This is a genomic window from Aeromonas sp. 19NY04SH05-1 (assembly GCF_040581895.1).
GTDB classification, from domain to species: domain Bacteria; phylum Pseudomonadota; class Gammaproteobacteria; order Enterobacterales; family Aeromonadaceae; genus Aeromonas; species Aeromonas enteropelogenes.
Genome location: NZ_CP095328.1, coordinates 1,349,620 through 1,362,798 on the forward strand (window position 1 = coordinate 1,349,620; position 13,179 = coordinate 1,362,798).

General features: G+C 46.6%; 11 protein-coding genes and 1 pseudogene. 9 read left to right on the forward strand and 3 right to left on the reverse strand.

Annotation, left to right across the window (positions count from 1 at the left end):
* Positions 1-39 precede the first annotated feature (39 nt).
* Positions 40-228, forward strand: coding sequence for a hypothetical protein (locus MRK42_RS06425; protein WP_338611974.1), 189 nt, complete (start codon positions 40-42; stop codon positions 226-228).
* Positions 198-1,460 carry a primase-helicase family protein gene (locus MRK42_RS06430; protein WP_338611975.1) on the forward strand — a complete coding sequence of 421 codons (1,263 nt, stop codon included), beginning with the start codon at positions 198-200 and terminating at the stop codon, positions 1,458-1,460. The genes MRK42_RS06425 and MRK42_RS06430 overlap by 31 nt, the downstream gene beginning before the upstream one ends.
* A gap of 329 nt (positions 1,461-1,789) precedes the next feature.
* Here MRK42_RS06430 and MRK42_RS06435 read toward each other — a convergent pair whose 3' ends face one another.
* Complete coding sequence (locus MRK42_RS06435) at positions 1,790-2,248, reverse strand: hypothetical protein (RefSeq protein WP_354688927.1); 459 nt, start codon at positions 2,246-2,248, stop codon at positions 1,790-1,792.
* Between the two features lie 303 nt (positions 2,249-2,551).
* Positions 2,552-3,130, reverse strand: a complete 579-nt coding sequence (locus MRK42_RS06440; RefSeq protein ID WP_325768184.1) for a recombinase family protein — start codon at positions 3,128-3,130, stop codon at positions 2,552-2,554.
* A gap of 1,477 nt (positions 3,131-4,607) precedes the next feature.
* Here MRK42_RS06440 and MRK42_RS06445 point away from each other — a divergent pair.
* Positions 4,608-5,588 carry an IS5-like element IS5 family transposase gene (locus tag MRK42_RS06445; RefSeq protein ID WP_279458731.1) on the forward strand — a complete coding sequence of 327 codons (981 nt, stop codon included), beginning with the start codon at positions 4,608-4,610 and terminating at the stop codon, positions 5,586-5,588.
* A gap of 100 nt (positions 5,589-5,688) precedes the next feature.
* Here MRK42_RS06445 and MRK42_RS06450 read toward each other — a convergent pair whose 3' ends face one another.
* Positions 5,689-6,183, reverse strand: coding sequence for a hypothetical protein (locus MRK42_RS06450; protein WP_354688928.1), 495 nt, complete (start codon positions 6,181-6,183; stop codon positions 5,689-5,691).
* 446 nt (positions 6,184-6,629) lie between these two features.
* Here MRK42_RS06450 and MRK42_RS06455 point away from each other — a divergent pair, with 446 nt between their 5' ends.
* The 6 genes and pseudogenes from MRK42_RS06455 (at position 6,630) to MRK42_RS06480 (ending at position 12,792) form a co-directional block, all read left to right on the forward strand.
* A complete protein-coding gene (locus tag MRK42_RS06455; protein ID WP_266141289.1) occupies positions 6,630-8,135 on the forward strand; it encodes a histidine-type phosphatase in 1,506 nt (501 codons plus the stop codon).
* 733 nt (positions 8,136-8,868) lie between these two features.
* A protein-coding gene (locus MRK42_RS06460) for an IS3 family transposase (protein WP_252657436.1) occupies positions 8,869-10,040 on the forward strand; the annotation gives its coding sequence in 2 pieces (ribosomal slippage) (positions 8,869-9,142 and positions 9,142-10,040; 1,173 coding nt in all).
* Between the two features lie 50 nt (positions 10,041-10,090).
* A pseudogene (locus tag MRK42_RS06465) lies at positions 10,091-10,376 on the forward strand (IS1 family transposase); the annotation flags it as partial.
* Positions 10,377-10,708: 332 nt separating this feature from the next.
* On the forward strand, positions 10,709-12,376 hold the full coding sequence (locus tag MRK42_RS06470; RefSeq protein ID WP_252657435.1) for a methyl-accepting chemotaxis protein: 1,668 nt from the start codon (positions 10,709-10,711) through the stop codon (positions 12,374-12,376).
* Positions 12,377-12,523 carry a hypothetical protein gene (locus tag MRK42_RS06475; protein ID WP_155395910.1) on the forward strand — a complete coding sequence of 49 codons (147 nt, stop codon included), beginning with the start codon at positions 12,377-12,379 and terminating at the stop codon, positions 12,521-12,523.
* The gene (locus MRK42_RS06480) at positions 12,520-12,792 is read left to right on the forward strand and encodes a hypothetical protein (protein WP_201883592.1); all 273 of its coding nucleotides are present in this window, start codon (positions 12,520-12,522) and stop codon (positions 12,790-12,792) included. Before MRK42_RS06475 ends, MRK42_RS06480 begins: the two co-directional genes overlap by 4 nt.
* The last annotated feature ends 387 nt before the right edge of the window (positions 12,793-13,179 follow it).

Genomic DNA, 13,179 nt, shown 5'->3' on the forward strand with positions numbered 1-13,179 from the left:
GCCAAATTATTTTAATTTAAATTCAATGGAGATGAAATTATGCGTCTTGAGCTTGAGCTTGGCCGAAGAGCTGATGAGAACCTTAAAGTTATTATGCAATCGACAAATAAGTCTGCTCAGTCCTTTTTGCGCCAGCTTGTGACAAACGTACCAGCAGCAGAGCTGCTAAAGCTATTATCCAGTTATCAGGAGAATCAATGCAAGACAACCAACAAAACCAACAACTAATCGACAGCTTTGCTCAATCCCTTCACTCCCGTGGGTTCGTGTTCGTCAACCGTACTAACGGCCCTGAACTCTACAGTACTAAGGATCACGACTACTTCGGTTATCATTCCGTGACGCCTCTCTATTGTCACTGGTGCAATCAGAACAATATCGACAAAAACAGTATCCCTGAAGACCTCTTTCTCGAACTACAGAAGCGTCTTTCTTTTGTCTCTGGAACAGCATTCAGACCAAATGCACCTCTGCACATTCCCCAGCCGTCAGGGCTGACAAGACTCAACACTTTCAAGGCTTACGAGCCCACCAGTACAACCCAGTCTGATATAGTTGGCACCCCTTTTGAAACCTTCATGTCTCGCATGTTCCCTGAACCCGAAGAGCGCCACATTGTCACTCAGTGGCTCGCCCACATGTTCCAAAGGCCAGAACAGCGACCGAGTTGGCACCTACTGTTAACGTCTGACACTGGCACTGGCAAGGGCTTTCTGTTCCACTCGATATTAACGCCGCTACTGTGTAAGCAAACAAAACTCATCAACTCCTTTAAGCGCCTTACAGGTCAATTCTCGGGGATCTTGGAAGAGTCCATGCTGGTAATGCTGGACGATGCTAAAAGCAAATCTGACGCAACCATGACTGAGCTCAAGAGCATTCTTTCCGAATCTCATGTAGTGTTAGAGAAGAAGTATGAGGCCGAAAGAACAGTTGAAATTTTCAGCCGGATAATTTTTGCCAGCAATGAATACCGACCCCTCCGGCTCGACCCCGATGAACGCCGCTGGTACGTCCCGAGAAGGATTGAGCACTCAGAATCCCGAGAAGAGACACAAAGCCTTATCGACTCTCTGGAAGATTGGTTAGATGCTGGTGGCCTTGATGTTGTTTACAATTATTTCAGGTCATACAGCCTTGACGGATTTCATCACAAGCGGATCCACCAGACCGAGACATTGAAGAGCATGATAGGGGCCTCTCAGAGCGTCTTAGAAGAAGCCTTGGATGTGTGGTTAGAGGGACAGTTGGCCTTCGCTCCAGCAACGCTTTACAGTGCCTTTGATGAACCTAAAGACCTCATTAAATCAAAGCTCACAGAGAGAGGTTTTGTTCAGAAGAAGATTAAGAATGCGCCCTCTCGTTCTTCGTACTGGATTCATAAGGATACAATCCCCGCAGATGCGGCCAAATGGTTAAATACCAAGTGTTTCCAAAAAATTGATGAGTACTCATTCTAACAGGCTGCCTTCGGGCGGCCTTTATTGTATGTGTCTATCCGGTTCCCAATCAGGTTCCCGCTGGGCTCCCAATGTGGTTCCCAACCTAAAATTCACAATCACCTTATAATTCAATGATTTGCTGTCATGGTTCCCAAGTTCCCAAGGCTCCCAAAAACCTTTTTTATCCCAACGGGAGTTACCGCGGGCGAATTCACAAAGTGAATGAGACTGTGCCACAATGGATGAATGTATATATGATGATTGTGGGGCGTAGTAAAATTTCAGCCAGAATTTGTTCTTTCCAGTAAAAATAAGGGGCTCTAAATAAAGGAGCCCCAGTTTATTTTTTAATTTTGTGATAGAACTTCCTTTAATCTCTGTTGTTCTCGTAAAATTTCCTTCTCGATTGCCTCATAATCCGCCGCCATTTCTTTTGCAAATGCAGCTCTTTCTGCTTCTTTATCTTCTGCCGAGGGATTTAATAGTTTATCTAATTCAGATTGAAAGATAAACAATAGGGCACCTGGAGGAGCTTCCCAAACGACATTATTATCGTCGGCAGTTACATTAATCATAACATTATGAGCATTGCCCTTGTATATGACTATCGCACTCCCCTTATATTTATTTCCTTGCTCGTGAACTAGAGTGACTTTCTCAACCTTAAGGCCATAAGATTTATATTGTTGATTTGTATCAAAAACTTCTTGCATTGACCCTCTAACGTTCCCACCAAGCACATCCACAGACGGACCGCAACCCGATAGTAGTATGCTTGCCATTAGAATTAATACTCTCATTGTCATGCAATTCCTTTGTTGATTAAAAAATAGTATCTTACATCGATCCAAGTGGAATTGCATTGCTCTTGTTAGACAAAGTGCGTTTTCCACTCTGGCGGAAACATTTAAAAATAATTTTTATTTAATATCTGGGCAGCTCTGCAACCCGTATAGATACTGGCTTGAGCGCTTTATGGTTGTCACATTAAATCCTTATAAATAACAGTAAAATCAGATAGTTACATTGCATTTTTTGACATTGAGAAAACAAAAAGGGCCACCATGACGGCAGCCCTCTGAATATTCATAAATTTTTAAGTTGTTGTTTTAAATCGTTTTGTTCCAATGGCGTTTAACGGTTGCAATCCCAACATCCAACGCCCTGGCTGTTTCGCTCTGGCTTAATCCATCCGCTTTACACTTCTGCACCTGCTCTGTTGTCCCTGTTGCCTCGGGCCTCCCCAGCTTCTTCCCTTCCGCCTTGGCTCTTGCTAATCCTTCGGTTGTTCTTTCTCTAATCCTATTCCTTTCAAATTCAGCAAAAGCGCCCATCAATTGCAGCATCAGCTTGCCTTCTGGACTGGACAAGTTACTGACTGGAAGATCCAAACAAACTAACTTAATGCCCTTCTCGCACAACATGCTGACAGTGTTCTGAACGTCTATGTTGTCCCTTCCCAATCTGTCCAGCTTCAACACAACCAACGTATCCCCCTCTTCCAGCTTGTTCAGAACGAGATTAGAGAATACAGGCCGCTCCATAGCGCTTACGCTGCCCGATACCACCTCAGACAGCCAACGGCTATCCTGAACCTCATAACCAGCATTACGTATCGCCAGCAACTGGTTCTCCGATGTTTGCTCTACAGTAGACACACGACCGTAACCGAAAACACGACCACCCATAATATCCCCCTAAACCTTGGTATCAACTAATCTGGTATCATTATGTAGTGGTATCATCAATTGTTCAAGCTGTTTTGTTGATACTAGATGGACGGGTGATCCGTTGGTATCATTTAACATTCGTTTTTTGATACCTATAAAATCCGTTTATTTATCGTCATGCGGAACAAGAAATGCGCCGCGATATTTCAAAATCACTAGCGGCTCCATATGACCCTGACGCCATTTGTCCAGCATTGCAGCCTATTAGAAAGGGGTTTGTCATTGCAGCCGTCAGGCGGGGGTGGGGGTGGCTTTTGGATTGTAATCTTTTAACCTTTAGGGCATCCCAAGCTCACAAAACCAATCCTTGGGGGATGAGACCTAATAATGCTGGAAGTCGCTTGTTGGACAGGTTGGTTGTCCAATGGCTGAGCCTGCGTGGTTGCAGGCGTCAGGCTGTCTGAGCTGGGGTCAAAACGGTTGACAGTCATAGGGGGTCGCTGGTCACTGATGCAAAAAAAGATGGCGGATTATACCTGATGAGCAGGAAAGAGGAAGAAGTGATGTGTGTATTTTTTGACCTGCCATATTAGGTTTCAATGCACGATATTTTGTGTCTTTTCCTGAGAGATGAAGATGATGCGCTCATCAACGACAGGGGCCTCGGTTACGAGTTCTGCCTCTAAGTCTTCAAGCCATCTTCGGCCGCCAGCATGTGCGGGAGACCTACATCAAGCAGTCCAGTACTGCCGTTGATTGCGACCGGCAAAATGAATCGCAGCTTGCTGATGATCCTAGCGTTGTTTCCTGATACCACGATTCGGAACATCCTCAATAGTTCAGCCCTCTAGGGTCGCTACTAGTTCAGATATGGCGATGGAGTAGATAACTACTATCCATCGCTGTTGATTCTAAATGCTTCCAGAACACGCATATGGCCTCCGCGAGTGGTCAGAACACCATAACCACCTGCTTGGTTTGGTGCGCTCTGGGACCTAGAGTGCAGCCATGAGTAAGTAGGTAAGAAAACGCAAGGTGGTGTCTGAGAGTAATGAAGTCTCATATCATACTAAGTAATAAAGATTCATACTGAATATTAAAGCATCACGCAGACATGTTAGTTTTAGAAAGGTGCTAGCCGCTCAGCTCTAGGGAAGGTGCGAATAAGTCATATGGCACGAGAGCATTTACTGGTAACCCATTGATATTAAATGACTAAAATTTTCATTTTTTGTTCGTGGGATACTTGTTCGCACTTTCCCTAAATCGACTTTCGCAATTCATATGTGATAAGTAGTGAATAGAATTATTACTACAGGCATTACTTAATGTAGTAATTAATTAATGCACTATCACTCGCAATGAAAATTAATGCTTTATTTATTTTAAGTGTTGATTGTTTTACCTGAGACGGTTTAATATTAAGGGAAGGTGCGAACAAGTCTGTGATATGAGATCATAATGTTCATCCGGAGCCGCATTTCCGAGGGCCATCATGAGTCATCAACTCACCTTCGCCGACAGTGAATTCAGCAGTAAGCGCCGTCAGACCAGAAAAGAGATTTTCTTGTCCCGCATGGAGCAGATTCTGCCATGGCAAAACATGGTGGAAGTCATCGAGCCGTTTTACCCCAAGGCTGGTAATGGCCGGCGACCTTATCCGCTGGAAACCATGCTACGCATTCACTGCATGCAGCATTGGTACAACCTGAGCGATGGCGCGATGGAAGATGCTCTGTACGAAATCGCCTCCATGCGTCTGTTTGCCCGGTTATCCCTGGATAGCGCCTTGCCGGACCGCACCACCATCATGAATTTCCGCCACCTGCTGGAGCAGCATCAACTGGCCCGCCAATTGTTCAAGACCATCAATCGCTGGCTGGCCGAAGCAGGCGTCATGATGACTCAAGGCACCTTGGTCGATGCCACCATCATTGAGGCACCCAGCTCGACCAAGAACAAAGAGCAGCAACGCGATCCGGAGATGCATCAGACCAAGAAAGGCAATCAGTGGCACTTTGGCATGAAGGCCCACATTGGTGTCGATGCCAAGAGTGGCCTGACCCACAGCCTAGTCACCACCGCGGCCAACGAGCATGACCTCAATCAGCTGGGTAATCTGCTGCATGGAGAGGAGCAATTTGTCTCAGCCGATGCCGGCTACCAAGGGGCGCCACAGCGCGAGGAGCTGGCCGAGGTGGATGTGGACTGGCTGATCGCCGAGCGCCCCGGCAAGGTAAGAACCTTGAAACAGCATCCACGCAAGAACAAAACGGCCATCAACATCGAATACATGAAAGCCCGCATCCGGGCCAAAGTGGAGCACCCGTTTCGCATCATCAAGCGGCAGTTCGGCTTCGTGAAAGCCAGATACAAGGGGCTACAGAAAAACGATAACCAACTGGCGATGTTATTCACCCTGGCCAACCTGTTTCGGGTGGACCAGATGATACGTCAGTGGGAGAGATCTCACTAAAAACCGGAAATAACGCCAGGAATGGCGAAAAAAACGGCCTAAATAGGCTAATTCGAGGTGTTTACGGGAGAACAATCGGCCCGGATCCGCGAAATTTTAATCAGCGAGCCAGCTTGGGAAGAAATGACCTGCTTATTCGCACTTTCCCTAATGGCGAATTAAATTCATTCTGTTTAAACATATTCATTAATTCCCCAGCATAATGGTCTGAGGAGCTAAAGCGGCTAGCAGTAGTCGAATTAGGAGGAAGTTGACCATGCTTAGTCATGTCATCGTCGTTAACACGACGCCTTAAAATCTCTCTTACACGTAGGCTTATAATACCCGCCTGCACTAACGATGTGGCCAATTTCTGAGCGGCAAGCTCAGGAATACTAATACCCAGAATATTAGCTCTAGCCTCAATTGCACTTACATCCAACGCAACCTGCCATTTCGTATTACTGAGCAGAATCGCATCAGCTTGCAATGACGCGTAAGTACTGTAGCCATAGGCCGCAGCAATCATCTCGTAGATATGACTACGTTTGAGGGAGATGCCTAGTACATCTTTGAGCTCAAGCTGGGTTGTGTGGACGAAAGCTTTGATGGTCATGATCCAATCTCCTAGTCCTACCCTGGGGTATACATCGCACGTTTAATCCATCCAAGGTGAGGATTTGAGGTTGAGATCATGTGGCTTGAGAGTAGTAACCATTTTGACTCGTGCGAAAGTCTGGCTGGTCAGCCGAGACAAATCATAACCTAGTAAGTGGCACTGTCCAAGAGTCCATTCTCGCCCCGAGCCTCTCCGACACCCAGTAGACCAGCCCTGTGAGTTGTGGAATGAGCCGAATGAGGGCTATTATCGGCTCATATTGCGAGCCGAATGTGGTGTCAATTCGGCTCATTTGTGGCATTGCGCTGCTTGCCCGCGACACAAAATCAGCGAGATTATCGATGGCAGCAGACTGGAGCTACTGCTGAAAACGACATCTAACTGTCATTAATGGCTCCTATGATATTTCACTTATTTTTTCATAACGATAGATAAGGATTATCATGACTTTCCCGCGCTCTTCTTATGTAGCTTTGGCCGTCTCGCTGGTCTTGCTTGGCGGCTGCCAGTCAGAGAACGAATCGTCTGCCGACAGCCAAGGCAAAACAGCCTATCAATACAGCACCAAAGCGGTCTACAGCCCGCAGCAGCAGGCAGAGAGCTACGAGCCAGCACCTCAAGGGTTCAGCCCGGTCTTTACCGAGATGGTGGCGCGCCACGGCTCACGTTCACTTTCCAGCCCGAAATATGACGTGCTGACCAAGCTGGTATGGGAAGAGGCGCACCGTCAGGGGGCGCTCACCACCCTCGGGCTGGGGTTGGGAGGCAAGGTCGATCTGGTGACGGCCGCCAACCAGAAACTGGGCTATGGCCTACTCTCGGCGCTGGGCAAGGAGGAGCACGCCAATCTCGCTACCCGACTGGCGGTGCGGCTACCGACCCTGCTCAACAGCAGCGAGCCCCACTGCATCAAGGTGGTCACCTCGGGCAAGGACAGGGCCAACGAAAGCGCCTTCTACTTTATGGAGAGCCTCAAGCGCGACGTGAACTATGTCAGCGACTCGGCGCAGTGTTACCTCACGCAGGATGACCCCTCGAAGATCGACAAAAAGCTGGTCAACAAGTTCGAGCTCTACTTCCACAAGACTACGCCCGAGGGGGATTACGCCCACTACCTGCCCGCCTATGAGAGCTACCAGCGCTTTATCGGCGACGAGGATGCCGGGATAGCCCCGGCCCCCGAGCTGGCCAAGGCGCTGGATCAGCTTAAGAACCTGAGCAAGACCAAAGAGATGGCCCGCAGCATGCTGGAGCGTATCTACAGTAAGGACTTTGTCGACTATCTGGCGGGCGGTGTCGAGTTTGTCGCCGTCAACCCGGAGGATGGCGGCATGACCTATGTGCGCGACGAAGTGGATGCCGCCCTGATGCTCTACAACCTCTTTATCATCGGCCCCGGCATGATCCGCGAAGCGCAGGCACAGGGCAGCGAACCCTGGGCGCTGGAGCAGTTCCTCACTCCGGAGGAGTCGGCCTGGTTCTCCTACCTCTCCGATGCGGAAGATTTCTACGAAAAGGGGCCGAGCTTTGCCAACCAGAGCGCCCCCTACGCCATTGCCCAGCCGCTGCTCGACGGCCTGTTTGGCGAGGTGCAACGTCAGGTGGTGGAAGGCGAGCAGAGCCGACGGGCCACCCTGCGCTTTGCCCACGCCGAAGCCATTATCCCCCTCGCCGCCCTGATGAAACTGGAAGGTAGCCGTCAGGGGGCCAGCCCGGATCAGCTGTTCAGCCAGCAGAACAACGAGTGGCGCGGCGGCTGGGTCTCCCCCTATACCGCCAATATTCAGTGGGATATCTATCAGAACAGACAGCGGCAGGTGCTGGTCAAGATGCTCTACAACGAAAAAGAGATCGCCTTTAAAACCGGCTGCCAGCCCTACCAAAGCGGCAGCCACTACTACGACTTCGAGGAGCTCAAGCGCTGCTACGGCTTTAACATAACTCAGTAAGGGGTCATCAGGGGGAGACTGAGATCTCCCCTATTCTCACTTTTTTCATTAGCTTTGGCTTGGATAAGCACCAATTTTTCACACTCGTACAGGCGCTAACTTCGTGTAACGTTCAGCATCTTTATTTAGAGGGCAGAGTAATCCACTTAAATTAGACATATGTCATACAATAATCTATTTTTTTGTACTCAAAAGACTGGCATAGTACTACTGCTTCGAACAAACATGAGAAAAGATAGCAAGGATGCACACTCTTCATCAAACCTCTAAAACTCACCTCCCTCGCTTAGGGAAGGTGCGAATAAGTCATATGGCACGAGAGCATTTACTGGTAACCCATTGATATTAAATGACTAAAATTTTCATTTTTTGTTCGTGGGATACTTGTTCGCACTTTCCCTAACGCATGTCACGAAATGACATTACGTAACCATAATCTCATGTCTATCAATTACTAATACGCCTCCATTACACTAATAACTTATTTGTTGATAGTTGTCTCTTATATTGACCGCTCTGTCAGATTCATCTGAATTTTCCACGTTTGTGAACCTCACCAGTTTTTAGGTTGTTTTTTGAGCTTAAGGTGTATTTAATCGCCTAAAAATAAGCGTTCAGGTTAGCTGGGTTATCGCTTCATGGCTGTGGGATACGGCGCGTCGCGTGTAGCTTGAGGTATCCTGATTTTCACAGACAGTCCCGATTGTTACGATGAGACAATCGGGGGTATTGCATGAAATCGAGAGAACACTATTCACCAGCGTTTCGGGCAGAGGCGGTTCGACTGGTATTGGAGCAAGGCCTAAGCCAAGCTGAAGCCGCCACAAGAAGGTTGGGTATTGCCAAATGCACACTGAGCAACTGGGTGGTCGCAGCCAAAGGAGGAAAGGATACATCGGCCATTCCCGGAGCGCGTTCTGTCGCCGAGCTGGAGGCTGAAGTGGCCCGGCTACGCAAAGCTCTCGCGCAAGCCAGCATGGAGCGCGACATCATAAAAAAGGCAGCTGCGTACTTTGTTCAGGAGTCACTGCCAAGTACGCGTGGATAGTCAAGCAGCAGGACCTCTATCCCATTTCCGTTATCTGTCGTGTGCTGGAGGTCTCTCGTGCGGGCTTCTACCACTGGCGCCAGCGTCCACCGTCACAGCGCCAACAAGAAGATGAACGACTCAAGGTCGCCATTCGGGCTGCTCACAGCAAGACGCGCCAGACTTATGGCGCAGCGCGTTTACAAGCTGAGTTGGCCGCCGAAGGATTTTACGCTGGGCGGGACCGGATTGGGCGATTGCGCCGTGAAATGGGGTTGTCTTGCAAACAAAAGCGCAAATTCAAGGCGACAACCCATTCTGCTCATTCCCTGCCTGTGGCGGATAATCTCCTTGGTCAGGTCTTTGCGCCGACGAAGCCCAACGAAGTCTGGACCGGTGATATCACCTATATCGCCACCGACGAAGGCTGGCTTTATCTGGCTGGTCTCAAGGATGTGTTTACCTGTGAGATAGTGGGTTATGCGATGGGAGAACGAATGACCACTGGGTTGGTCAATCAGGCGCTGTTTCGGGCTGTGCAGCAGAAGAGGCCACCCGTTGGGCTTATTCATCACACAGACCGGGGCAGTCAGTACTGTGCCAAGGCTTACCGGGCTCTCCAGGTACAATTTGGCATGCAGACCTCCATGTCACGCAAGGGGAGCTGCTTCGACAATGCCCCGATAGAAAGCTTCTGGGGGGCTCTTAAAAATGAACTGGTTCACCACCATAGATTCAAGACGAGAGCGGAGGCCAAGGCAGCGATTCAGGAATACATAGAGATTTTTTACAACCGCCAACGTCGGCATTCACGGCTTGGCAATGTCAGCCCGGCGGAGTATAACAAGAGGTATTGGAGAACGGCTCAGGCTGCTTGATCCGGGACTGTCCGATCTTGTCAGGAGACCTCATACCAAGGAGAAAACAAGTCGTGGCATATACCTTTGGCCCACGCAGCGATGAGATATGCCGCCGCTTGCTGAGCCTACTTTCTCCGTTCCAGATTGGTTTTATCACCAGCGATGACTGGGGGAGTTACGCCAGAGATGTGCCGAGTGAGATACATCTGACCGGGAAGATATTCACCCAGCGTATCGAGCGTAACAACCTGATGCTCAGAACGCGCATCTCGCAAGACCATCTGCTTCTCTCGTTCCGTTGAGCTCCACGAGAAAGTGATTGGTGCCTTTATAGAAAGGCACCATTTCAACTGATTGGAAGTATTATCAAATAAGCTATAGAAAAGCTGTACGTGGCCGATGATAATAAATGTACGCACAATGCCGCAATTTCTCATGGCTTACCAATATTGTGACTGTAGGAAAGGTAAAGGTAGTGTTAAAAAAATGAATTTTGATTGTGCACGGTATTGTTGATGGTCTTGTCCTACAGGTTAAGGAACATGCTAATTTGACTAAGCTATGTGCGTAGAGATTGAAATTCTGAGGGAAGGGACTAGCAAAGGCGTTGGCAGCGTACGTAACACCGTTTGATAGCTATCATTTGGCAATCGACGGTTATGAGTAACAATTATATAAGGTGACATATGCAGAAATTTATTAGCTTGGGCGTGAGAATTAGGATGTCCTTTTTTGTCTTAATTGTTGCTATACTCATTATGTCTTGGGTTTCGTTTGCTTCCCTTCATTCGATGGGAGAAAGAGTGTCTACTTTAAATGATGCGGTGCTTCCATCTATTCAAGTATCTTCATCAATTGATAGCACATTGGGGACAATTCGTCAAATTGAATTAAACATTCTAATTCACCAAATGAATGGAAATAAATCTGAAATATCAAATTTACTAAATCAGATGCAACTCTTTAGAAAAAAATACGCTGAAATTGATGCTGTATATGAAGAATTGCCATATTCGTCTGAAAAATATTCACAGAGAGAGGATGCTGACGCTGAAGAATTCCGACACTTAATAGGTAAATACTTGTCTGGCAATGACATGGTTATATCATTGTTAAATTCATATATAAATCAAAATATAGAACCAGAAGGTTTATATGATATTGTAATGGTAAAACAGTGGGAATTGTTAAAACCAGCTGCAAGTAAGATGGCTGATATCATAAAATTCAATCAGCAGGTGGCGGCTGAGTTAAATTCTACTGCCAAGGAGGAAGAGGAAAAATCTGAAATCATAAATTATTCAATTTGTGTTGTCGCGTTGCTCATAGCAGGGATTATCTCTCAACTTCTCTATGTTAAAATTAAAAAGCCAATGGATTATTTGGTTGAGCAGGCCGGGTTTATTTCATCTGGTGATCTGACAAAGAATATCAATAAAAAAATATTCTCAAATGATGAGATTGGTGCCTTGGCTGATGTTTTTTCTACAATGAGAGCTAATTTATACCATATGGTAAGTGAGCTATCTCAAGCTATATCTCAACTTAGCGCAGCAGCAGAAGAAGTTAGTGCTATATCATCACAGTCATCAAGCAATATGAAAAAACAACAAGTTGATTTGGCATCACTAGCAACAGCAATGAATGAGATGCAAGCGACGATAGATGAAACATCCAGAAACACACAGGAGGCAGCTAATACATCAGAGGAAATGAACTCGTTGTCTGTTGAGTGTTTAAATACGGTTGGGCGTGCGCATGAGACGGTTAATGGTGCCATGTCAACAATTACATCCACATCAAAAGCTATAGAGCAACTAGGTGTTAACAGCCGCAATATTAGTATAGTAGTTGAGGTTATTCAAAATATTGCAGAGCAAACAAACTTGTTGGCTTTGAATGCAGCCATCGAAGCCGCTCGCGCTGGTGAGCAGGGGCGTGGGTTTGCTGTCGTCGCTGACGAGGTAAGAACTTTAGCAAAGAGAACTCAAGATTCAACAGCTCAGATAAATAAGATAGTAAGTGAGTTTCAATCCGAAACATCAAACGCTAGCAGCTCTATGCAGCAGAGTAATGGTATGATCGAGGCTATATCTAAAGATGCAAACTCAATTAATGTATCGGTAAATGATATAGTTCAATCTATTTCGGTAACATCACAGATGAATGCTCAAATAGCGGCGGCACTAGAGGAACAGGCTACAGTTAGTCAAGAATTGAATAGAAATATTATCAATATTAGTAATGCATCTGATGAGGTTTCTTCTGGTGCGGAACAAATGAATCAGGCTTGTGCAGAGTTGGCTGACTTGGCAGGCAAACTATATGCCATATCTAAGGGCTTTAAGGTGTAGTTGTCTAATCGTTTGTGGACTGGTGGGGCGGATGGCGTTAATGTACATGTTTTCACCATTCGCTATATCGGTTATTTTTCGATAACCCCCCAAAAGCTAAAAGGGTTTGCTATGGATGAATTTGATATAAAAAAGAAATTCATTTGATTGTTGATGAGCTGGTGCTGGCAATAGATGGGTTATTTTTGTCAGTGTGTAAAATAAGTGAGATGACGACTCAATTTCTTGATTTAACACTGCTAAATAAAATAAAGAGAGAAAATGAAACGTTGATTGATAAGGTTTTTGATGTAAAGGCGAGTGTTGAGCAAAAAAACAAAATGAACAAAAAGGTAATAGACTTAAGGGGGAGGATATCAATGTTGATAGATAAAAAATGGGTGATGACGTTTGAATTAAACGTAATTAATGCCTGAGCATCATCAACACTTTAGTTTACTTCGTCAACTTTGCGATAGAACCAGTGGAAAACGATTGGCTAGCGATTAAGCTAAGGGGCCAGCTTTAGCCTGCCCCAGTGAGTGAAGTGAACGATTTGAGTGCATTGTTATGTGCCTTTTGTATTGCAGCTTTTGATACCGCGAAATTCATGGCCGTTTGGTATGCTTTTAGTAAGAGTTGCTGATTTCGGAATTGTTGGTGGCAGTTCGGTTTCAGAGATATTTGATAACCATATGAGCTGGCCTTCTTTGATGCTTAGTACAGCCTCAATTGGTTTGTCACTATGGCTGCTATGTAGGGTTACTTTAGGGAAAGTGCGAATAAGCAGGTCATTTCTTCCCAAGCTGGCTCGCTGATTAAAA